The following is a 21464-nucleotide window of genomic DNA, read 5'->3' as shown; positions in this document are numbered from 1 at the left end:
AATGCTGGTGCTGTTGGCGCAGATACAGAATTCCAGACTTTTATCTCACCATCCTTTGGTACGCGATTCCAAACCCGATATATGCGGTCCTTATTTTTGTGAAATTCATCATAACTTATTTCGCTTTGTATCCATAGCAAAATAAGTATAGCAGCAGCCATACCTACAGCCAACCCAATTATATTAATTAAAGAAAAACCCTTATGTCGCCATAGGTTTCTTAATGCTATTTTGATGTAGTTTTTTATCATATCAATTATATTTTTAAACCCTTGTTAGCCCCCTTTCGGAAGAGGGCGAAAAGAGCAGTCATTATGATCAGTTTTTGCGTATTACTTTATTAAATCATAATATTTTCAATCACGGCTTGCCCATCCAATAGCCTGATGATACGGTGACTGTATCTCGCGTCATGCTCCGAGTGGGTTACCATTATAATGGTAGTGCCCTGTTCGTTCAGGTCGGTCAATAACTCCATTACATCGTTACCGTTGCGGCTATCCAAGTTACCGGTAGGCTCATCCGCAAGTATTAATTTGGGGTTATTTACAACCGCACGGGCAATGGCTACACGCTGCTGTTGCCCGCCCGATAGCTGTTGCGGGTAATGGTTACGGCGATGCATAATTTGCATCTTATCCAGCACTGCTTCCACCATTTTTACTCTGTCTGCAGATGCAACACCGGTGTATATTAATGGGAGTTCAACATTCTCAAATACCGTTAGCTCGTCTATCAAATTAAAGCTCTGAAACACGAATCCAATATTATGCTTGCGCAGATCGGCACGTTTACGCTCGTTAAAATGCGCTACTTCAATATCATTAAACAGGTAGCTGCCCGCATCCGGATCATCCAGCATACCCAGTATGTTTAACAAGGTTGATTTACCGCAGCCCGATGGCCCCATTATAGCAACGAACTCGCCCTTTTTAACTTCGATGCTTAGCTTGTTTAAGGCAATGGTTTCTACCTCTTCGGTGCGGTAAAATTTTTCAAGGTCCGTTATCTTTATCATAAGCTCTTTTTTGCCCGGGGGCTATTTATAATTGTGATTAATTTACTTTTTTAATACTAATTCCTGCATATCGCCATAGGTATCATAGCCGGATGTTATTACTTTATCGCCGGGTTTAAGACCGCTTACCACCTCATAATAATCAGGACTTTGGCGGTTTAGCTGGATATCCACTTTGTATGCGGTTTTACCATCATCACTCACTTTAAATATCCAGTTGCCACCGGTTTGTTGGTAAAAGCCGCCTTTAGGTAATAATATGGCCTGTGTTTCATCGCTTAAAGCCAACCGTATTTGCAGGGTTTGCCCGCGCCTAATGGTTTTTGGCACCTGGCCCACAAACTGCATATCAACCTGAAAATGCCCGTTGGTAACCTGTGTAAATACTTTGGCAATTTTAAGCTGATAGGTTTTATCGTCAATAGTAAAATCGCCGGTTAGACCATTAAATACCCGGGTAATATAATGCTCGTCTATATCAACCCGTACTTTATAGCCCGATAGCACATCAATTTGCCCCAGCCGTTCGCCTTTGTTCTTACTTTGTCCAACTTCAGCATCTAACGCGGTAAGCTGCCCGTCAACAGGCGCCCTAACAATAAGGTCGGCCACCTTTTTACGCATCAAATCAAGCGTTTTTTTCATTTGTGCATACTGCTCTTTAGTTTGCGCGTCCTGCTGTTTCACCAAAACTGTATCCTGCTTTAATATTTGCATGGTCAGGTTTTTACGACGCAATTGATAATCATAAGCATTTTGTGCCTGCCTAAACTCTTGCGATCCAATTGCTTTTTGCTCATATAATTGTTTGTTCAATTTATACACCCTTTCGGCCTCTTTATAAGCATTATCCACATCGGCCATTTGGTTAAGCTTGCTTATAGTGTTTTGCTGGGCATTGTTACGCGATATTTGTATCTGTGTTTGGGCGGCATAAACCTGGTTTTCCTGGCTGGCCAAACTCAATTCCAGATCGGTGTTGGATAGTTTTAATATGGGCTGATCTTTTTTCAGGTTGGTACCATCCTCTACAAAACGTTGCTCAACACGCCCCCCCTCTAAGGCATCTAAATAAATAGTAGTTATGGGCAGTACCACACCATTAACCGGTATATACTCACGAAACGGCCCTTTGGTTACCTCACTTATAGTAAGGCGCTCGGTATCTACATTTAACTTGCTTTTGCCCGACGTAAAAAATATACTGGACGCTATTAATAATACCAATGCGGTAATGCCGCCAATGGTCATTAAACGTTTACTGTTCCACCTGCTTTTTTCTATTTTTCTATCCACTGTTGGTGTTTATTTATGTGATATACTTATACAAACCTGTGCCATAAAATAATTAACTCATTTACAGCAAATTATAATTTTTTTTTAGAATAAGCACGTACGCTTCTATTACAACAGGTGTTCGGTTATGATACAGTTTATATTTCAATGTATACCAGAATGTATTATTTGTCAATAAGTTAGCATTATGGTAAATTAATTGTTAAAAATTGCAGAGATTTAAAGTTGTAATATTATACCCTTATGCTATTAAAAAAGGCAACTATATTAGTTGTAGACGATGATCCTGATGTACTCACCGCTGTGAAGCTTTTGCTTAAAACAGAGGCTCATGAAGTTATCACTGAAAAAAATCCAGAAAATATACATTCGCTGCTGCAACGCAACGCGGTTGATTTGATATTATTGGATATGAATTTTAATAGCTCCATTAATACCGGTAACGAGGGAATATACTGGCTACATAAAGTAAAGGAGTGGAAGGCCGCAGTTAAAGTAATAATGATAACCGCTTATGCTGATATTGATCTGGCGGTACGCGCATTAAAAGAAGGTGCTGATGATTTTGTGGTTAAACCATGGCATAACGACAAACTAACAGAAATTATTAAAGAACTGCTGGATAAAAAAGAAGGCGTAAAGCAAACAAAAAAATCCGCACAAACAGGTAATGCATTTGACGCAATACTGGGCGAGTCGGAACCAATGCAGGACATATTTCAAAAAATAAACAAAATAGCGCCTACTGATGCCAATATCTTAATATTAGGAGAAAATGGTACGGGGAAGGATCTGGTAGCAAAAGCCATTCATGAGCAATCCTTACGTGCAGGCAAACCGTTTATTAAGGTTGATGTTGGCGCGTTAACTGATACCCTTTTTGAAAGCGAATTATTTGGCCATAAAAAAGGAGCCTTTACTGATGCGCGCGAAGACAGGCAGGGGCGCTTTGAAGACGCGCAGGGGGGGACATTGTTTTTAGATGAGATAGGTAATATTAGTTTGCAACAGCAAGCTAAGCTATTAACCGTGTTGCAGAACAGGCAGGTTACCCGCCTGGGCACCAATAAACCGGTAGATATTGATATCAGGCTGATATGCGCTACCAACCTCCCCATACAGGAGCTGGCTAATGAAAGCCATTTCCGTAAGGATTTGGTTTATCGTATAAACACGGTTGAGATCATTATGCCGCCGTTACGTAAACGTGACGAAGATATTGTGTTGTTAGCTAAACATTTTGCCCAGGTTTACAGCTCAAAATATTTAAAACCTGCTGTTGATTTTGATCGGTCAGCATTACAAAAATTAAGATTATACACATATCCCGGAAATGTGCGCGAATTGCAATACAGCATTGAGCGCGCAGTTATCATGGCTGATGAACCGGTGCTTAAGGCAGAAGATCTGATATTTTCGGCATTGGAGTCGTCGGTTAATGAGAGTATGGTAAATACTGACAATATACCATTAAGCACGCTGGAGAAAAATGCCATACTGCGTGTTATTGAAAAACATAATGGCAACATTACCCGTGCCGCAAAAGAGTTAGGGTTAACCCGTACTGCACTTTACAGAAGGCTAAGTAAATATGATATTTAAACGTTATGAGTGGCGGCTGATTTTGAGAGTGCTGGCTTTATTTGTCACACTGTTAGCCGCCGCGTTTATTTGGCTTAATGGGTTATATATTTATTTGTTGATTGTATTGCCGATAGTTGCTTATGAACTTATAGACATGATCCGCTTCAATAAAAAAGCGCAGCAGGAAATAAGTCAGTTTGTGGAGTCTATACATTATCGCGATTTTTCAAGGTATTTTGATGTGGGCAGGGCCCCCGGAGAATTAAAGGAACTGCGAAAGGGCTTTAACGATATTAACAACACTTTCAAACTTATAAGCCGCGAAAAAGAAACGCAATACCATTATTTGCAAAAGATACTGGAACTGGTTGATACCGGCATCGTATCCTACGAGCAGGAAACCGGAGAGGTCATCTGGATAAACGAATCTTTTAAAAATTTGCTTAATATTCCTTACCTAAAAACTATACAGTCATTAGCTAAACGCGAGCCTGCTTTTTATAATGATATCATCAACATTAAACCCGGCGATAATAAACTGGTTACTATTACCCGCAACCAGCAGCAAATTAAAATACTGGTAAATATCAGTATATATAAAATTGAGGAAAAAACATACAAGCTGCTTGCCTTTCAAAATGTAAGTGAGGCGCTGGATGAAACGGAATCAAAAGCCTGGCAAAAATTATTGAATATCATGACCCATGAGATCATGAACTCTGTAGCGCCTATTTCGTCACTTGCCGAAACCCTAAAGAACCGCCTGCAAAACCCTCAAATCGCAAACAGCGTTGCTCCTGCCGAATTGGAAGACTTGGAGCTGGGCATTGATACCATTAAACGCCGCAGCGAAGGCCTGTTAAAATTTACAGAAAGTTACCGTAACCTAAATAAGATAACCCAGCTTGACCTGGAGCCAGTATTGGTATGCAACCTGCTTGAAAACATTAATAGCCTGATGCTACCCACGCTGGAAAAAAAGCAAATTGAGTTGGATATCATCATTAAAGACCTAACCCTCGCGGTTGATATCGATATTAATTTGGTGGAGCAGGTATTAATTAACCTGCTTATAAACGCGGTTGAGGCGGTTAAGGATAATAATCAGCCTCGCATAGTTTTATCCGCAGAAGCACAAAACAATAAGATACTGATTAAAGTAAGTGACAACGGAACAGGCATGTCTACGGAGTTGATAGATAAAATATTTATTCCTTTTTTCAGTACCCGCAAAACAGGTAGCGGTATAGGGTTAAGTTTATGTAAACAGATCATGCTGTTGCATAAAGGCAACATACAGGTTCAATCGACAGAGGGAAAAGGCTCCGTATTTATAATGCAGTTTAGTTAAGTAGTAAAATATCTTATTATCAATTACTTAACTATTTTCCGATACAGAACTTACTAAATATATTCTCCAACAGATCATCAGTAGTGACTGCTCCGGTAATTTCGCCCAGGTAGTAAAGGGCCTGTTTAATATCCATCGACAGGAAATCAGAAGTTACGGTATCAATTCCGTTAAGAACGCTTGACAATGATTCTTCTGTTTTTTGCAATGCTTCCAGGTGACGTATATTGGTTACTAATATTTCGTTACCTGATAGTTGGTCTTTTATTGCTGCTGCGTATATTTTTACTTTTAATTCGTCAATATGTTGCTTTTGTTTAGCTGATACCTGTATTGCACCGGCAGGTAATACAGCAATTTGTCGGGGCGTTAACAGGTCTATCTTATTAGCTACCATTAGCAAGGTAACACCCGGTTTTTGCAGCTTCATTATATCACTATTCAGTTCTTCAGGGGTTATTTGTTCGGCGTCAAAAACGTATACTAACAGTGCCGACTGGCTTATCTTTTCCATGGTACGCTGTACCCCTATCTGTTCAATGGCGCCAGTAGCTTCGCGGATGCCGGCGGTGTCTGTAAGCCTAAAATTAATGCCCTGTATATTCAGCACTTCCTCAATAGTATCACGTGTAGTGCCTGGTATATGGCTTACAATGGCCCGCTCTTCGTTTAATAAAGCGTTTAGCAGGGTTGATTTACCCGCATTGGGTCTGCCGGCTATTACCGTATTAATACCCTGTTTTATAGCATTACCCAGCTCAAACGATTGTATGAGCGCGGTAATTACCCTCGTAATTTCATAAATAAGTTTTTTTAGCTGGTCGCGATTAGCAAACTCAACATCTTCTTCAGCAAAATCGAGTTCCAGTTCAATTAATGATGCAAATTGCACCAATTGGTCACGTAATTGCTGCAACTGGGTACTAAACCCACCCCGCAACTGTTGTAATGCTATCTGCTGCGATGCTTTGGAATTTGAGGCAATCAGATCGGCCACAGCTTCGGCTTGCGAAAGGTCCATTTGGCCATTCAAAAACGCACGCAGGGTAAACTCGCCCGCTTTGGCCGACCGGGCACCTTTTTTTATCAATAATTTTATGATGGATTCAATAATAAAAGCCGAACCATGGCAAGAAATCTCCACTACATTTTCGCGGGTGTATGATCGCGGTGCCACAAACAACGATACCAACACTTCATCAAGTATACTATCACCGTCAACAATATTACCAAAATGTATGGTATGCGATTCCTGTTTAGTAAGATCCTTGCCGCTAAAAACACCGGCAGCAATTTTTATAGCGTCCGGCCCGGAAAGGCGTATAACACCAATAGCTCCGGTTCCGGTAGGTGTGGCAAGGGCAACAATGGTATCTTCTTGATAGATCATAGTTCATAGTTGATAGTTCATGGATGATAAAATGGCTATGAACCATGAACTATCATCTATGAACTAAAACACAAAAGTCGCAAATTACTATGAACTATGAACCATCATCTATGAACTAAAAAAATTACCTTGCGTACCAATTATGGTAACTTTTTTTGAAGCTTCTTTAGCTATTATTTCGGTACATCATGTGGGCAACCAGTCGCAAAGCGAAATGTACGCGCTTTCTGATCAGCCCCTTGTTTTAAAGGACGAGTTGATCTCCAGTCTGTTAAAACAATATTTTTTATCGCCTTTTGAAAAAGTGAACGAGGTATACCACCTGATGCATAGCAGCGATATAAACCTGAATGAGATTTATAGCTTTGCCACACAGATATTTGATGATAAGAGCAAGTTTCACGAAGTGTCTGAGCAAATTGCTAAATATTTGTACAAAGTGGCCAATCATCCTAAAATAAAATCGGGCGAATTATATGTTGCATACTTTAAAGACGTGCAAATTGAAGGCGAACTACTGGATGCCATCGGCATATTCAAATCAGAAAACAAGGAGACTTATTTAAAAGTATACCCCGATCAGGGTGGTTTCCAGGTTGATTACGAGGAAAATGCCATCAATATTAATAAGCTGGATAAAGGCGTACTGATATTTAATACCGAAAAAGAGAACGGTTATAAAGTAGTGGTGGTTGATAAAGCCACCGGCGGACAGGATGCCGCTGTTTACTGGAAAGATGAATTTTTACAACTGAAAATTCGTAACGATAATTTTAACCAAACTAACAATACGCTAAGCATTTATAAAAACTTTGTCACCAATAAAATTGATGAAGATTTTGAGGTGAGCAAAGCCGATAAAATTGACCTGCTTAACCGCTCCATGAAATATTTTAAGGATAAAGACACTTTTGATCTGGATGAATTTGCCGGCGAAGTAATTGGTAACTCACAGGCTATTGAGTCGTTTAAAACCTATAAACAGCAATATGAGGATGAATACCAAACCCCAATTGCCAACAGTTTTGAAATATCAGACAATGCCGTTAAAAAGCAGGCCCGGGTATATAAAAGCGTGTTAAAGCTGGATAAGAACTTCCACATTTATATTCATGGTAATAAGGAATTGATTGAAAAGGGTTTTGATGACGATAAGCACATGAATTATTATAAGGTTTACTTTAAAGAGGAAGCGTAAGCATTTTAAAGGTTCATTTTTTTGCAAATCGCTATTTAACGTAAAACAGGGCTATTGTTTTATAAATCAATAGATTGTAAATTTAATTAATCAAACTTAAAACCTCCCTAATTATGAACCTTGCATTAATTAACTGGCTCGCAGTTTTTGTTGCTGCATTATCAGGTTTCGTTATCGGTAGCCTGTGGTACAACCCATCCGCGTTTGGTTACGCGTGGATGAAAGATAGTAACTTATCAGAAGAACAAATAAAAAGTCAAACATGGGCAAAACGTTTGGATTTGCAGCCCTATTCTCGTTGATATCCGCGGCTAACCTGGCGGCTTTCCTGGCCCAGCCAACAACAACCACCTCCTGGGGCGCTACAGCAGGACTTTTAGCAGGGGTATGGACCTTTGCGGCTATTGCCACTCATAGCATATTTGAGCAAAAAAGCTGGCGCCATATTTTTATAAATGGTGGGTATAGTGTGGTTTCGTTGGTGGTGATGGGCGCTATATTAGGAGCGTGGCGGTGAGCCCCCTCCGCCCCCTGAAGGGGGTACTTGTGAGTAGTGATTGGTGATTAGAGAATAGTTATTAGTATTATTTCTAATCAATATTAACTAATCACTCCGCCTTTGGCGGATAGCTTCGTAAAGTATTACCCCCGTCGCAACAGATACATTCAACGACTCTATCTCGCCATACATCGGTATTTTAGCCAGATGATCGGCTATGCGGATGATATCGTTGCGCACACCATCTTCTTCTGATCCCATGATGATGGCAGTTGGGGCGGTATAGTCGGGTTTGTAAATGTATTCGGTTGTTTTTTCGGTACAGCAAACCAGTTGCAGGCCCGATTCCTGCAAAAATTTTACCGTTTGCATAAAATTATCATGGCGGCAAACCGGTATTTTATATAATGCCCCCGCTGATGTCTTTATCGCATCAGGGTTTACCTGTGCCGAGCCTTTGGCGGGTACAACAATAGCGTGTACCCCGCTACATTCGGCCGTACGGGCTATAGCGCCCATATTGCGCACATCGGTAATAGAGTCTAACACCAAAATTAACGGCACCTCGCCTTTTTCGTATATAGTGGGAATTATATCTTCAATTTTTTGATAGGTGATTGGCGAAATAAAAGCAATAACCCCCTGGTGGTTCTTCATGGTTATACGGTTCAGTTTCTCAACCGGTACCTGTTGGGCCACAATCTGATATTCATTAAGCAACTCTTTAAGTTCGCCTAATAAACTACCGCCTATACCTCGCTGTATGTATAACGATTCGATCTCCTTACCCGACCGTATAGCCTCAACTACGGCACGGATGCCAAATACTACCTGGTTACTTTCGCGCGGCTCCCTTGAATTATAGGTCATTCTTTTTTAACTATTAAATAAGGTAACAAAAATAGCTATATTAATTGATTTAGGCCTTATTGTACTAAAAGCCCGTTTCGGTTTTTTTAATTCATTAACAATTTAAATCTTTATCAACAGGCGCATAAGTTTTTGACCATCAGTAACGTTAAAACTATACCAACATTTTATTAACATAACACTGTTGATTACGCCTGTTAAATCAGCATTAAAAATAACAGCGGTTATTTAATATGTTAGGCATTTTTTGATAAATAGGCGGCTTAATTGTATATTTTTGTTTTGTATGACCTTTGAGAATAATCCTGAATACAACAAGCCGAATACTAACGAGCGTAGAAGCCGGATAACTAACCCAACACATTATAGTGGACTGGGTAAATTACCCCCACAGGCAACCGACCTTGAGGAGGCTGTTTTAGGTGCCCTGATGTTAGAAAAGGATGCACTATCATCAGTAATTGACATACTTAACCCGGAAGTTTTTTACCGCGATAACCATAAAAAGATATTTAACGCCATCAGGATATTGTTTGAAAAGACATCGCCGGTGGATATATTAACCGTTACGGCCCAACTTCGCCAGCAGGGCGAACTGGAAATGATAGGCGGCGCCTATTATATTACCGAGCTTACCAACCGCGTAGCATCGGCAGCCAATATTGAGTACCACTCGCGTATCATCATCCAAAAGTTTATACAGCGCGAACTGATACGTATATCAACCGAAGTAATAAACAGCGCTTACGAAGATACTACCGACGTGCTTGACCTGCTGGATAAAGCGGAAAAGAACCTTTTTGATATCGCCCAAAACAACCTGCGCCGCGATTCGCGCAAAATGGACGACCTGCTGCACGAAACGCTGAAAGAAATTGAAGCCCTAAAAGATAAAAAAGACGGGCTAACCGGTGTTGCATCCGGGTTTACTGATCTGGACCGCATGACCTCGGGCTGGCAAAAATCAGATCTGGTTATTTTGGCGGCACGCCCGGCAATGGGTAAAACGGCCTTTGTATTAAGTTGCGCGCGCAATGCCGCGGTTGATTTTCATAAGCCTGTTGTTGTATTCTCGCTGGAGATGTCGTCGGTACAGTTGGTTAACCGTTTAATATCCGGCGAGACCGAAATTGAACAGGAAAAAATACGCAAGGGTACTTTGGAAGAATAGGAATGGCAGCAGATACACTCAAAAATTGGCAGGCTGGAGCAGGCCCCGTTGATTATTGATGATACCCCGGCGCTGAATATATTTGAGTTCCGCGCTAAATGTCGCCGTTTAAAAGCACAGCATGATATACAGTTGATCATCATTGACTACCTGCAATTAATGCAGGGTAAAGGTGCCGACGGCAAAGGCGGCGGTAACCGCGAGCAGGAAATTGGCAGCATATCAAGAGCGCTTAAGTCGGTTGCAAAAGAGTTGAATGTACCGGTAATCGCGCTATCGCAATTAAGTCGTGCGGTAGAGACGCGGCCGGGTGGCTCAAAAAGACCAATGCTGTCTGACTTACGTGAATCAGGCTCAATTGAGCAGGATGCGGACATGGTATTATTCCTTTACCGACCGGAATACTACGGTTTGGATGTGGATGAAGATAACAACCCTACCCAGGGCGTTGGCGAGGTAATTATAGCCAAACACCGTAACGGCGAAACCGGCAGGGTACGCTTAAAATTTGTGGGCAAATACGTGAAGTTTCAGGATCTGGACCAGGGCGATGCGTTCCCGGCAGCGGCAAGTCCGTTAGCGGGCCTAAACCCGTCGCAGGATTTTGATAAGCCAAGCAACTTTATTATCCGTCCGTCAAGGATGGATGATATTGATGATGAGCCGCCATTTTAACCCCCCGGCCCCCTGAAGGGGGAGTTTTTTTATTGGCGAATTATAAAACTATCGTTCCCCCTTCAGGGGGTTAGGGGGCTAAAAGATCAACCCCAACACCACCCCTATCAAAATAACCACCGGTGTTTTTATTTTGGTGAAATATAGTAAAGCAAATGTGCCCGCCATAATAACATACGCCAGCCAGTTATCATAAAAAGGGCGCGCCAATAGTATAAAGGCCGTTGCCATAAAGCCTACCGCTACGGCATTGATACCACTCAACGAATTTTTTATACGGGTTATTTTTTTTAGGTCGTCCCAAAACGGAACGATGAACAGAATAAGTATAAATCCCGGCAGGTTAATACCTATTACGGCAATCACGCTACCTAATACTTGTCCCCAAACGCCGTAACCGTTGTTGCCTAATGCCATACCTCCTAAAAAGGAAGTAAACGAAAACGTTGGCCCCGGCAAGGCCTGCTGCAGCGCGTAGCCCGATAAGAATCCGGAACTGGTGAGGTAATGCTTTACCTCTACAAACTCGGTATACATCAGCGGCACCAATACCTGTCCGCCGCCGTGAACAAGGATGCCGTTCCGGTAAAAATTTTCGAACAAACGTATGGGCAAACTAAACGGCGATGTACGGTTTACAACCGCGCCCAAGGCTGCAAATGCCAGCAGTATACCCAAAAAATACGCTACTTTATTAGGGTTAACATTGGCAAAAAGCTTTACACGTAGCTCATTTTCCTGCGGCTGGGTCTCTAAGGCTGATGATATGATGCCGCCCAACAATATCAGAATGGGGAACGCGTAGGGGTTTTGCAATATAAGTGTAACCAATAACGAGCCGATGGCCAGCATGGTACTTACCCGTGTTTTTAAAAACCGATGGGCAAATGTATAAGTGGCATAGCCCACAATGCCTACGGCGATAGGCTGCACAAAACGCAGCACCTGGGTAACAAGGGTGCGGTTGGCAAACATTTTATAGCTGATAGCCGCCATGCCCATTATAGTAGCCGACGGCAGTACCCATATTAAAAGGGTAATAATAGCCATGCGCAACCCGCCCACCTTCCAGGCAATGCCAATTAATGTTTGGGTTGATGACGGGCCGGGCAAAATCTGCGCCAGGGCGTTCAGCTCCATTAATTCATCTTCGGTAACGTAATGGCGCTTTTCTACAAATTCGCGCAGTAAAATACCAATATGAGCCTGCGGACCGCCAAATGCACTAAAGGTGTACACCAAGACATCCCGCATAAATAGAAAATCGCGTTTTTTCAATGAATATTATATACTTTCTGTCATTTCGAAACGTAGTAAGAAATCTTATACAAGAGATTACCACTCGCATGGCGTATAAGATTTCTCCTCGTACCTCGTTCGAAATGACAAGGTTTGATATTATTTATCTTTTAATAATCGTCATCCTCATCATAACCAGTAGCTTCGCGATACACGGCCTGCAACTCGGCAAAGGCGTGGTTGTCGCGTTTTTGTTTGGCTATTTCCATCCCCTTTTCATAAATATTGATGGCATCCTGTTTACGGTTTAAAGCCTCGTACAATTTACCTAAATGGTAGTAGGTACCTACGTAATTGGGATGATTGTTTACCAGGTCCTCATAATAGGTTAAAGCTTTATCAGTTTCATTTAAACGCAGATATTCGGTTGCCAGTGCATATTTTAAAAACTCATCATTGGGCTCGTTTTTAATAAACTCCAGCAGCTTTTCCAATCTGTTTATCTCCATTTTAAACTCTCTCTTTTTTAATTAAATTTGCATACAATTATGGGGAACCATCGGGAACGTAAATTGAAACAATATAAAACAATTTGCCAACCGATACCTTCATTACCATTAAAGAACACTAAGTATGAAAATTTTGGTATGCATAAGTAATGTTCCTGATACCACGACAAAAATAACTTTTACCGCCAATAACACCCAATTTAATACAAATGGGGTGCAATTTATTATAAACCCTTATGATGAGATAGCTCTGGCACGCGCTATGGAGCTTACCGAGGGCGGTAAGGGTACGGTTACCGTTATTAACGTTGGCACAGTTGCCACCGAGCCAACTATACGCAAAGCATTGGCTATAGGTGCTGATGATGCCATACGTATTAACGCCGAGCCGCATGATGCCTGGTTTGTAGCCAACCAAATTGCACAATACATCAAAACCAACCCTTTCGATCTGGTGTTTACCGGCCGTGAATCTATAGACTATAACGGCTCAAAAGTGGCCGGCATGCTGGGCGAATTATTACATATCCCTTCGGTTTCTATCGTCAAAAAAATAGATATTAACGGGCAGGAAGCAACCGTTGAGCGCGAAATAGAAGGCGGTAAAGAAATACTAACCATACCATTGCCCATAGTTGCAGGTGCTGCCGAAGGTGTTGCCGAACCGAAAATACCCAATATGCGCGGCATTATGTCGGCACGTACCAAGCCCTTGGCCGTTGTTGAGCCGGTTGAAGTTAAGCTAATTGAAGAGGTGATCAGTTATGAATTACCTGAGCCACGCGGACAGGTTAAACTGGCAGCCAATGCCGAACAATTGGCCGAATTATTACATGCTGAGGCCAGAGTTATCTAATTACATTTATCTATGTCAGTTTTAATATATACAGAAAACACGGATGGCAAATTCAAAAAATCGATTTTTGAAGCGGTGAGTTACGCCCGTGCTATTGCTGATGCGAATAGTACCGATCTGACGGCCGTATCCATCGGCAACGTTAACGCTGATGAACTGGCTTTGTTAGCCGCTTACGGTGCTGATAAAATATTAAACGTAACCAGTTCCAACTTAAAAAACTTTGTTAACCAGGCCTATGCCTCGGTTATTGCCGAAGCCGCTAAAAAAACAGGGGCAAACGTCATAGTATTAGCCAATACGCTTTCGGGCCGTGGGTTGGCACCACGTTTAGGCGCTAAACTGGAAGCTGGTGTTGTTGAAGGCGCGGTTGCATTACCGGACCAGACTGATGGTAAATTCATTGTTAAAAAAACGGCATTTTCGGGCAAGGCTTTTGCATTGGTTGAATTGACATCGGCCATTAAAATAATTGCTTTAACACCAAACTCCTTCCCGGTTACCGAAAATAGCAAGCCTGTGCAGGTAGAAGAGTTTAATGTTGATACAGACCCTGCAAATTTTAAGACCATGCTTAAAGAAATTGTACGCTCTACAGATAAGGTATCCTTACCTGATGCGGAGATCATTGTATCAGGCGGGCGCGGTTTAAAGGGTCCCGAGAACTGGAAAATATTAGAAGACCTTGCTGATGTGCTTGGCGCAGCACTTGCTTGCTCTAAACCTGTATCAGACGCCGGCTGGCGACCACATAATGAACATGTTGGCCAAACAGGTGTTGTAGTCAGTCCAAATTTGTATATTGCAGTAGGAATTTCGGGTGCTATACAGCATTTGGCAGGTATAAGTGCCGCTAAAGTTATAGTAGCCATTAACAACGATGCCGACGCTCCCATTTTTAAAGTGGCTGATTATGGCATAGTTGGTGATGCATTTGAAATTGTACCGCAATTAACTGCGGCCATTAAACAAAAAAATAAAGCCTAAAAATATCTGTCGTGATGGGTAATAATATGAAAAAAATAAAGCTGGATATAGTAGGATTATCATACAGCCAAACCCAATCGGGCGCCTATGCGCTGGTTTTGGGAGAGGTTAACGGGCGCCGCAGGTTGCCCATTATTATAGGCAGCTTTGAAGCACAGGCCATTGCTATCGAGATAGAAAAAATGACCCCCAGCCGTCCGCTTACACATGATCTGTTTAAAAGCTTTGCCCAGGCTTACCACATCAACATTCAGGAAATAATTATTTACAACCTGATTGATGGTATATTTTATTCTAAATTAATTTGCTCGGACGGTAAAAAAACAATCGAAATAGATGCCCGCACTTCGGATGCTATTGCGGTAGCCGTACGTTTTGACTGCCCAATTTATACTTACGAGTTCATTCTTTCAAGCGCGGGTATTGTAATTGAAGGTAATGATTTTGTGTATCTGGAAAACATTAACGAAACGCCTGAAGAAACTACACCATCTCCCAGCGCGATGGCCAGCTTCAGCTCGCTGAGCACGGATGAGATAAAAACCAAGCTACAGGAAGCCCTGGCCGAAGAAGCCTACGAAAAAGCTGCCAAACTGCGTGATGAATTGAACAAACGAAAAGCTTCTTAATTTTTGGATTTGCTGTAGATGTCATTTCGAACGTAGAGAGAAATCTATACATTGATGTGCATGTGTATAGATTTTTTCGCTACGCTCAAGAGGGTAGTTCTCCTCGTACCTCGTTCGAAATGACAGTTTTAATTTGTTTATTGCACCAAATTTGAAATCCGATATCTGAAATTCGAAATAATTAACTACTTTCCATTTTAATTAAACTGGTAATTTATTTTAACCCCACGCGCCGTATATGACGAATATTAAGTTCCGCTTAATACTGATGAATTTCATGCAGTTTTTTATATGGGGTGCATGGTTGCTCACTATCGGGCATTACTGGTTTGATAATCATCTGGGTACGGCTACGCAGTTCTCGGCCATTTTTTCTACCATGGGTATCTCGGCTATTTTTATGCCTGCCCTTACCGGTATTATTGCAGACAAATTTATAAACGCCGAAAAGCTTTATGGCACATTACATATTTTAGGTGCGATAGTACTGTTTTGTGTACCGATGGTTAAGGACCCTACCCTGTTTTTCTGGGTAATGCTGGCTAATATGGTGTGCTATATGCCTACATTGTCCTTGTCTATCACGGTTGCTTATAGCGCGTTAAAAAATGTGCCGCTTGATGTGGTGAAAGTTTACCCGCCTATACGCACCTTTGGCACGGTTGGTTTTATTGCGGCTTTGTGGGTGGTTAGTTTAACCCATAATGAATCTTCGCCCAATCAGTTTTATATTGCCTCTGCCGTAGCGCTTACATTGGGTTTATATTCATTTACACTACCCAAATGCAAGCCTCTTTTACAAACAACCGAAAAAAAATCAACGCTGGATATGTTGGGCCTGCGGGCGTTCACCTTGTTTAAAACACCCCGTTTCGCTATATTCTTTGCGTTCTCGATGTTATTAGGGGCCGCGTTACAGCTTACCAATGCTTACGGAGACGTTTTTTTAGGAGATTTTAGTAAAAACGCCTTGTTTACCGGCAGTATCGCGGTTAAATACCCGGCCATTATCATGTCTATATCACAGGCCTCCGAAACACTTTTTATACTTACCATTCCATTTTTTCTGCGCAGGTTCGGTATAAAATATGTAATGCTGTTTAGTATGCTGGCCTGGGTACTTCGTTTTGGTTTATTTGCATTTGGCAACCCGGCAGATGGTTTATGGATGATCATATTATCATGCATAGTGTACGGCATGGCGTTTGATTTCTTTAATATTTCGGGTTCGCTTTTTGTTGAAACCCAGGCTGCGCCCGAAATAAGGGGCAGCGCACAAGGCTTGTTTATGATGATGGTAAACGGCTTTGGCGCATTATTTGGCAGCCTGGCAAGCGGTGTAATTATTGATAAATATTTTACCCTGGCCGATCAAACTAAAAACTGGGAGGGTATATGGCTAACTTTTGCCGGTTATGCTTTAGTTATTGCCATCATATTCCCGTTTGTGTTTAGGTATAAACACACATCTGCTTTAGAGCACGCCATTAAACACGCGTAACTAAAACAATTTATATCCCAAAGTAAGATTAAAGAGGTTTATTTTAGTTGAGCCGGCACCATAATTTTGTTTGCTTAACCCAGCTTCGTACCGCAGATCGACAGATAAACTTCTGATATCAACACCTGTACCTATCTGCCATGCGTAATTTTGGTCTTTGTAATCTAATTTAGTAATGCTGCTTGCGGCACTGCTATAGCTTTGATCTTTATTAATGGCGAATGATACTACCGGCCCGGTATAAAACCTGGCGCCTAAGCCAAACGCGCCAACTTTGCCACCAAATAATAAGGGAACATCAACGCTGGTAAATTTGGCGGTTGTAGTGCCGGTATTATCCGTAACGTTTACATTTTTACTGGTTACATAAGCCTCGGGCTGAAAATTAAAGCCTAATGCGCCAAACCTGGCCCAAATGCCACCTAAATAACCAGCCTGGTTATTAGCATCAAAAGTGCCTGATTTTGATATGGATGTTAAATTCATCCCTCCTTTTATACCGAACTGTATTTTAGGTATTAATTGCGCGGATGCCGAATAGATTATGGCCAGGAAAATAACTAAGGTTATGCTGATCTTTTTCATGGTAATTGGGTGTAGATTATATGCAAATATAAAACTTTTGAATAACCGATTATTATGTTGCTTAACGCAACATAACATCTTTAATTACGTATTAGATGTATAATATTTTATATACTTAACTTATTAAATCCCGAAAAAAATGATCTTATTAACGCTCGCGTATTTGTGCAGACGGTTTCATGTGTTGGAGCGCTTGAATGCTTTAGTATTAATTACTAAAACCCCTCAAATGGCAATGATATATGCCATGCCTTCAAATTTGGCTTTTAAGAGACCGTAAGTTTCTGAAAACATCTAATTTTCTTGTCATTTCGAACGATAGTGAGAAATCTATACATCTTCATAATAACTTAAATCAGCATGTGTATAGATCTCTCACTATCGTTCGAGATGACAATTTTATAATCTGCGTGTATTTTAAGATAGGTTTCTATCCCTGAACCAAACATCGTCAGGTTTAATGGTAACGTTTTCCATCAGGTTAACCAGTTCAACAGCGTCCGTTGAAGTAATTACCAACTGGCGATTTGCGGGCTTTAAAAAGCGTTGCTCAACCATTACGTCCATCTGCTTTAATAAATAATCGTAAAAGCCGTTAACATTTAGCACTCCTACCGGATGGTTATGCAAACCCAGTTGCAGCCAGGTTAATACTTCAAAAAATTCTTCAAGCGTACCAAAGCCGCCGGGCAGCATGATGATGCCATCGCAAAGATCATTCATTAACTGTTTGCGCTGGTGCATATTTTCTACCACATGCATTTCGGTTAACCCGCTATGGCCAACTTCCTTATCCATCAAAAACTTCGGGATAACGCCTACAGCTTTGCCCCCACGGCTCAACACCGCATCTGCCAGCAACCCCATTACGCCAACGTGGCCACCGCCAAAAACAAGGTTGATGTTGTGGGCTACCATAACCTCAGCCAGATCCTCAACAGCTTGTTTTAATAAAGGGTCGCCGTTAAAATTGGCCCCGCAGAATACAGAAATGCTTCGCATTTAGTAATTAGTTAATTGGTGATTAGTGATTAGTTTTTCCCAACGGAAATTACTAATTAATTGATTCACAAAAATACAACTAATCACTAATCGCCGGTCACTAATCTCTACCTCGTATAATTCGGTGCTTCCTTAGTTATGGTAATATCATGCGGGTGCGATTCGCGTATACCTGATGACGTGATCCGCACAAATTTGGCTTTTTGCAGGCTTTCAATGTCCTTAGCACCGCAATAACCCATGCTGGCGCGTAAACCACCTACAAACTGATAAATCACTTCGGATAAAGTGCCTTTGTACGGTACACGACCAACTATACCTTCGGGAACCAATTTTTTAATATCATCCTCTACATCCTGGAAGTAACGGTCTTTTGATCCCTGCTCCATCGCTTCAATAGAACCCATACCACGGTATGATTTAAAGCGACGGCCTTCATAAATAATGCTTTCACCCGGCGATTCTTCGACCCCTGCAAACAGCGAGCCTGCCATGATGGTGCCCGCCCCTGCTGCAATGGCTTTGGCAATATCACCTGTGTGCTTAATACCACCATCGGCAACAACCGGCACACCTGTGCCTTTTAATGCCTTAGCGCACTCATAAACAGCATACAGCTGTGGCACGCCAACACCGGCAATAATACGGGTAGTACAAATAGAACCCGGACCAATACCAACCTTCACACCATCGGCACCTGCATTAGCCAACGCTATGGCGGCATCACCGGTGGCTACGTTACCTGCAATAACCTGCAAGTCGGGGTATTTAGCTTTAACTTCCTTTAACTTATCAATAACCCCTTTCGAGTGGCCGTGCGCGGTATCAATAGCAATAACATCCACGCCTGCTTTTACCAGGGCATCTACCCTTTCCATCGTATCGGCTGTTACGCCTACTGCCGCACCTACACGCAGGCGGCCCAGCTCATCCTTACAGGCGTTGGGGAAATTTTTAAATTTTTGGATATCCTTAAAGGTGATCAATCCTATCAATATGCCATCGGCATCAACCACAGGTAGTTTTTCAATTTTATGTTGTTGTAATATTTCTTCCGCTTGCGATAGCGTGGTTCCTTTAGGGGCAGTTATCAGATCGGTTTTGGTCATTACCTCCTGCACGGGCTTGGTCATATCCTTCTGGAAACGGAGATCACGATTGGTGATTATGCCTTTTAATTGCTTATCCTCGCCCACAACGGGTATACCACCAATCTTGTATTCGCGCATTATTTTAACCGCATCGCCCACGGTTGATGCTACATGAAGTGTGATCGGGTCCTGTATCATACCGCTTTCTGAGCGTTTTACTTTACGTACTTCATCAGCCTGACGTTCAATGCTCATGTTTTTATGCAGCATACCTAAACCACCGGCCTGGGCCATAGCAATAGCCAGTTGTGCCTCGGTAACGGTATCCATTGCGGCGGAAACCAACGGCACATTTAACCTAATCTTTTTAGTTAAAAAAGAACTGGTATCAACTTCGCGCGGTAAAATTTCTGAATAAGCCGGGATTAGTAGAACGTCGTCGTAAGTTAATCCTTCGGCAACAAATTTTGATGAGTCTGACTGCATAGCAAATAATTATTTGGAGGTATTATTTGCCGGGCAAAGCTAATGATTTATTTCGGATTTCGAAAGTCGGATTTCGAATTTACAATTCAACTACACATTTTAATAAAGCGTCATCACGAAAGGATGAACGATTGTGGCAATCTCTGCGCGATAGATGATAAGCTACCTATCGTGTAGAGATTGCTACGCTACGCTCGCAATGACGTTCATGGTTAATACTTCCCAACTATCACTTTATAAAACTCATCAAAATTTAAGTATTTATTGGCCAGTTGCAGCAATTCGGGTGCAGTAATGGTTTTTACGGTCTGCGTGTAGCGCTCGTAATAATCATAATCCAGGCCTGAGAAATACAGGTTTTTAAATTTATCCGCATGCGAGAAAACATTTTCAAGGCTACCTAATAAAGAGCCCAGCATGTAGTTTCGCACAAGTTCCAATTCATCATCCGGTACTAAGTCAGTTTTAAGCAGATTGATCTCCTTTTCAATTTCAACTACAGCAGCTTTACAAACATCTGCCCCCACTTCGGTAGCAATAAATAGCGCACCGGTTTGTTTAAATGAGCTCATGCCTGAGCCAATGCCATAAGTATAGCCTTTATCCTCGCGGATGTTATTCATCAGCCTTGACCCAAAATAACCACCCAACACGGTATTTAAAACCTGCAACGCCGGGAAATCAGGATGCAGGCGATTAATTAACGGCATTCCCATACGGATGGCCGATTGCAGGGCGTCGGGTTTCTCTATAAAATAAAAATGTTCGGCTGATGGCTGTAGGTCCGGTTGACTGTTATCGGCCGGCTTACTGCCATTTTCCCACCCATTATCAAAAGTATCAATCAGTAACTTAAGCGAGGCTTCATCAACCTTGCCCGCAATTACCAGTGTACAGTTTGATGGCTGGTACATTTGCTTAAAAAATGCCAGCATGTCTTCGCGATGCAAGGTTTTATAGGTATCAAGCTCGGTATTTAGGCCATAAATGGTATTGCCATATAATGCCTTATTAAATTCACGGCGGGCTAATACATCATTTTTTTGAAGGCTCACCTGTAGCTTTTGCTGCTGGTTACGCACAAAAGTTTCTAACTCCTTTTCAGGAAATACGGAGTCGGTTAAAATATCTTTTATGATGTGCAGGGTATTTTTCAAATGCTTGTTTAAGCTGTAAAGCGTAACCTGCGAGTGATCAAAACCATAATCAACCTGCAAAAAGGCACCGTAAAAATCAACTTTGTCTGCTATTTCGGCAGCCGTTAATTTACCGGTTCCTTCCGTAAGCATAGAGTTTACCGCCATATTTAACAATGGTTTCGCAGGATCAAAACGCAGGTTGTTAAATATCCATTCAATGCGCACCAATTCCTGGTCGCCCGAGTTAAAGCTATATACATTACAACCGTTAGCAAGCTGTGTATGCTGAGGGCGTATCAGGTTTATATTATCAATAGCCTTAAAATCAGGCGCTGTTTTTCTGTCGATCATGTTTTTGTCATTGGGTCATTAGGTCATTGAGTCTTTG

18 protein-coding genes and 2 pseudogenes are annotated in these 21464 nt (G+C 41.7%); 9 read left to right on the top strand and 11 right to left on the bottom strand.

Going from position 1 to position 21464, the window contains the following annotated elements; all coding sequences use genetic code 11:
• The 3 genes from ABI367_RS04975 to ABI367_RS04965 form a co-directional block, all read right to left on the bottom strand.
• The coding region (locus ABI367_RS04975; RefSeq protein WP_462227278.1) for an ABC transporter permease at nucleotides 1–251 on the bottom strand (251 nt) is incomplete at its 3' end.
• Nucleotides 252–340: 89 nt separating this feature from the next.
• Complete coding sequence (locus tag ABI367_RS04970) at nucleotides 341–1018, bottom strand: ABC transporter ATP-binding protein (RefSeq protein ID WP_462227277.1); 678 nt, start codon at nucleotides 1016–1018, stop codon at nucleotides 341–343.
• 42 nt (nucleotides 1019–1060) lie between these two features.
• On the bottom strand, nucleotides 1061–2314 hold the full coding sequence (locus tag ABI367_RS04965; protein WP_462227276.1) for an efflux RND transporter periplasmic adaptor subunit: 1254 nt from the start codon (nucleotides 2312–2314) through the stop codon (nucleotides 1061–1063).
• Nucleotides 2315–2557: 243 nt separating this feature from the next.
• On the opposite strand from ABI367_RS04965, the gene ABI367_RS04960 reads away from it, so the two are divergent.
• Nucleotides 2558–3916, top strand: a complete 1359-nt coding sequence (locus ABI367_RS04960; RefSeq protein WP_462227275.1) for a sigma-54-dependent transcriptional regulator — start codon at nucleotides 2558–2560, stop codon at nucleotides 3914–3916.
• A gap of 136 nt (nucleotides 3917–4052) precedes the next feature.
• Nucleotides 4053–5249 carry a sensor histidine kinase gene (locus ABI367_RS04955; RefSeq protein ID WP_462258026.1) on the top strand — a complete coding sequence of 399 codons (1197 nt, stop codon included), beginning with the start codon at nucleotides 4053–4055 and terminating at the stop codon, nucleotides 5247–5249.
• A gap of 31 nt (nucleotides 5250–5280) precedes the next feature.
• On the opposite strand, the gene mnmE is transcribed toward ABI367_RS04955, so the two are convergent.
• A complete protein-coding gene (gene mnmE, locus ABI367_RS04950) occupies nucleotides 5281–6639 on the bottom strand; it encodes a tRNA uridine-5-carboxymethylaminomethyl(34) synthesis GTPase MnmE (RefSeq protein ID WP_462227273.1) in 1359 nt (452 codons plus the stop codon).
• A 142-nt stretch (nucleotides 6640–6781) separates the two neighbouring features.
• On the opposite strand from mnmE, the gene ABI367_RS04945 reads away from it, so the two are divergent.
• Nucleotides 6782–7837 (top strand): nucleoid-associated protein, encoded by a 1056-nt coding sequence (locus ABI367_RS04945; RefSeq protein ID WP_462227272.1) that lies wholly within the window; start codon nucleotides 6782–6784, stop codon nucleotides 7835–7837.
• A gap of 113 nt (nucleotides 7838–7950) precedes the next feature.
• Nucleotides 7951–8354, top strand: a pseudogene (locus ABI367_RS04940) (DUF1761 domain-containing protein).
• Between the two features lie 87 nt (nucleotides 8355–8441).
• Here the strand turns inward: ABI367_RS04940 and rlmB are convergent.
• Nucleotides 8442–9206 (bottom strand): 23S rRNA (guanosine(2251)-2'-O)-methyltransferase RlmB, encoded by a 765-nt coding sequence (gene rlmB, locus ABI367_RS04935; RefSeq protein WP_462227271.1) that lies wholly within the window; start codon nucleotides 9204–9206, stop codon nucleotides 8442–8444.
• Between the two features lie 286 nt (nucleotides 9207–9492).
• Here rlmB and dnaB point away from each other — a divergent pair.
• Nucleotides 9493–11052, top strand: a pseudogene (gene dnaB, locus ABI367_RS04930) (replicative DNA helicase).
• 78 nt (nucleotides 11053–11130) lie between these two features.
• On the opposite strand, the gene chrA reads toward dnaB, so the two are convergent.
• Complete coding sequence (gene chrA, locus ABI367_RS04925; protein ID WP_462227270.1) at nucleotides 11131–12330, bottom strand: chromate efflux transporter; 1200 nt, start codon at nucleotides 12328–12330, stop codon at nucleotides 11131–11133.
• A 131-nt stretch (nucleotides 12331–12461) separates the two neighbouring features.
• Nucleotides 12462–12800 carry a tetratricopeptide repeat protein gene (locus tag ABI367_RS04920; RefSeq protein WP_462227269.1) on the bottom strand — a complete coding sequence of 113 codons (339 nt, stop codon included), beginning with the start codon at nucleotides 12798–12800 and terminating at the stop codon, nucleotides 12462–12464.
• 124 nt (nucleotides 12801–12924) lie between these two features.
• Here ABI367_RS04920 and ABI367_RS04915 point away from each other — a divergent pair, with 124 nt between their 5' ends.
• The 4 genes from ABI367_RS04915 (at nucleotide 12925) to ABI367_RS04900 (ending at nucleotide 16773) form a co-directional block, all read left to right on the top strand.
• On the top strand, nucleotides 12925–13656 hold the full coding sequence (locus ABI367_RS04915; RefSeq protein ID WP_462227268.1) for an electron transfer flavoprotein subunit beta/FixA family protein: 732 nt from the start codon (nucleotides 12925–12927) through the stop codon (nucleotides 13654–13656).
• Nucleotides 13657–13668: 12 nt separating this feature from the next.
• Nucleotides 13669–14643 carry an electron transfer flavoprotein subunit alpha/FixB family protein gene (locus ABI367_RS04910; protein WP_462227267.1) on the top strand — a complete coding sequence of 325 codons (975 nt, stop codon included), beginning with the start codon at nucleotides 13669–13671 and terminating at the stop codon, nucleotides 14641–14643.
• Nucleotides 14644–14669: 26 nt separating this feature from the next.
• Nucleotides 14670–15272 (top strand): bifunctional nuclease family protein, encoded by a 603-nt coding sequence (locus ABI367_RS04905; RefSeq protein WP_462227266.1) that lies wholly within the window; start codon nucleotides 14670–14672, stop codon nucleotides 15270–15272.
• Nucleotides 15273–15510: 238 nt separating this feature from the next.
• Entirely contained in the window at nucleotides 15511–16773 is a 1263-nt protein-coding gene (locus ABI367_RS04900) for a nucleoside permease (protein ID WP_462227265.1), read from the top strand.
• On the opposite strand, the gene ABI367_RS04895 is transcribed toward ABI367_RS04900, so the two are convergent.
• The 4 genes from ABI367_RS04895 to ABI367_RS04880 all read right to left on the bottom strand — a co-directional run bounded on the left by ABI367_RS04895 (nucleotide 16774) and on the right by ABI367_RS04880 (nucleotide 21427).
• Nucleotides 16774–17358, bottom strand: a complete 585-nt coding sequence (locus ABI367_RS04895; protein ID WP_462227264.1) for a porin family protein — start codon at nucleotides 17356–17358, stop codon at nucleotides 16774–16776.
• A gap of 417 nt (nucleotides 17359–17775) precedes the next feature.
• The gene (locus tag ABI367_RS04890; protein WP_462227263.1) at nucleotides 17776–18360 is read right to left on the bottom strand and encodes an LOG family protein; all 585 of its coding nucleotides are present in this window, start codon (nucleotides 18358–18360) and stop codon (nucleotides 17776–17778) included.
• Nucleotides 18361–18467: 107 nt separating this feature from the next.
• Entirely contained in the window at nucleotides 18468–19937 is a 1470-nt protein-coding gene (gene guaB, locus ABI367_RS04885) for an IMP dehydrogenase (RefSeq protein WP_462227262.1), read from the bottom strand.
• A gap of 212 nt (nucleotides 19938–20149) precedes the next feature.
• Nucleotides 20150–21427 (bottom strand): M16 family metallopeptidase, encoded by a 1278-nt coding sequence (locus ABI367_RS04880; RefSeq protein WP_462227261.1) that lies wholly within the window; start codon nucleotides 21425–21427, stop codon nucleotides 20150–20152.
• Nucleotides 21428–21464 lie beyond the last annotated feature (37 nt).

This window comes from Mucilaginibacter sp., assembly GCF_039935595.1.
Taxonomy (GTDB): Bacteria; Bacteroidota; Bacteroidia; order Sphingobacteriales; family Sphingobacteriaceae; genus Mucilaginibacter.
The sequence above is the reverse complement of the archived record's forward strand: the minus strand, read 5'-3'. Positions and strand labels throughout refer to the sequence as shown.

What these genes read in the sequence shown, in the direction of transcription:
- ABI367_RS04970 (WP_462227277.1), bottom strand. Translation starts at nt 1,018, where the DNA reads ATGATAAAGATAACGGACCTTGAAAAATTTTACCGCACCGAAGAGGTA.
- ABI367_RS04960 (WP_462227275.1), top strand. Translation starts at nt 2,558, where the DNA reads ATGCTATTAAAAAAGGCAACTATATTAGTTGTAGACGATGATCCTGAT.
- ABI367_RS04955 (WP_462258026.1), top strand. Translation starts at nt 4,053, where the DNA reads ATGATCCGCTTCAATAAAAAAGCGCAGCAGGAAATAAGTCAGTTTGTG.
- mnmE (WP_462227273.1), bottom strand. Translation starts at nt 6,639, where the DNA reads ATGATCTATCAAGAAGATACCATTGTTGCCCTTGCCACACCTACCGGA.
- ABI367_RS04945 (WP_462227272.1), top strand. Translation starts at nt 6,782, where the DNA reads ATGGTAACTTTTTTTGAAGCTTCTTTAGCTATTATTTCGGTACATCAT.
- rlmB (WP_462227271.1), bottom strand. Translation starts at nt 9,206, where the DNA reads ATGACCTATAATTCAAGGGAGCCGCGCGAAAGTAACCAGGTAGTATTT.
- ABI367_RS04920 (WP_462227269.1), bottom strand. Translation starts at nt 12,800, where the DNA reads ATGGAGATAAACAGATTGGAAAAGCTGCTGGAGTTTATTAAAAACGAG.
- ABI367_RS04915 (WP_462227268.1), top strand. Translation starts at nt 12,925, where the DNA reads ATGAAAATTTTGGTATGCATAAGTAATGTTCCTGATACCACGACAAAA.
- ABI367_RS04910 (WP_462227267.1), top strand. Translation starts at nt 13,669, where the DNA reads ATGTCAGTTTTAATATATACAGAAAACACGGATGGCAAATTCAAAAAA.
- ABI367_RS04905 (WP_462227266.1), top strand. Translation starts at nt 14,670, where the DNA reads ATGAAAAAAATAAAGCTGGATATAGTAGGATTATCATACAGCCAAACC.
- ABI367_RS04900 (WP_462227265.1), top strand. Translation starts at nt 15,511, where the DNA reads ATGACGAATATTAAGTTCCGCTTAATACTGATGAATTTCATGCAGTTT.
- ABI367_RS04895 (WP_462227264.1), bottom strand. Translation starts at nt 17,358, where the DNA reads ATGAAAAAGATCAGCATAACCTTAGTTATTTTCCTGGCCATAATCTAT.
- ABI367_RS04890 (WP_462227263.1), bottom strand. Translation starts at nt 18,360, where the DNA reads ATGCGAAGCATTTCTGTATTCTGCGGGGCCAATTTTAACGGCGACCCT.
- guaB (WP_462227262.1), bottom strand. Translation starts at nt 19,937, where the DNA reads ATGCAGTCAGACTCATCAAAATTTGTTGCCGAAGGATTAACTTACGAC.
- ABI367_RS04880 (WP_462227261.1), bottom strand. Translation starts at nt 21,427, where the DNA reads ATGATCGACAGAAAAACAGCGCCTGATTTTAAGGCTATTGATAATATA.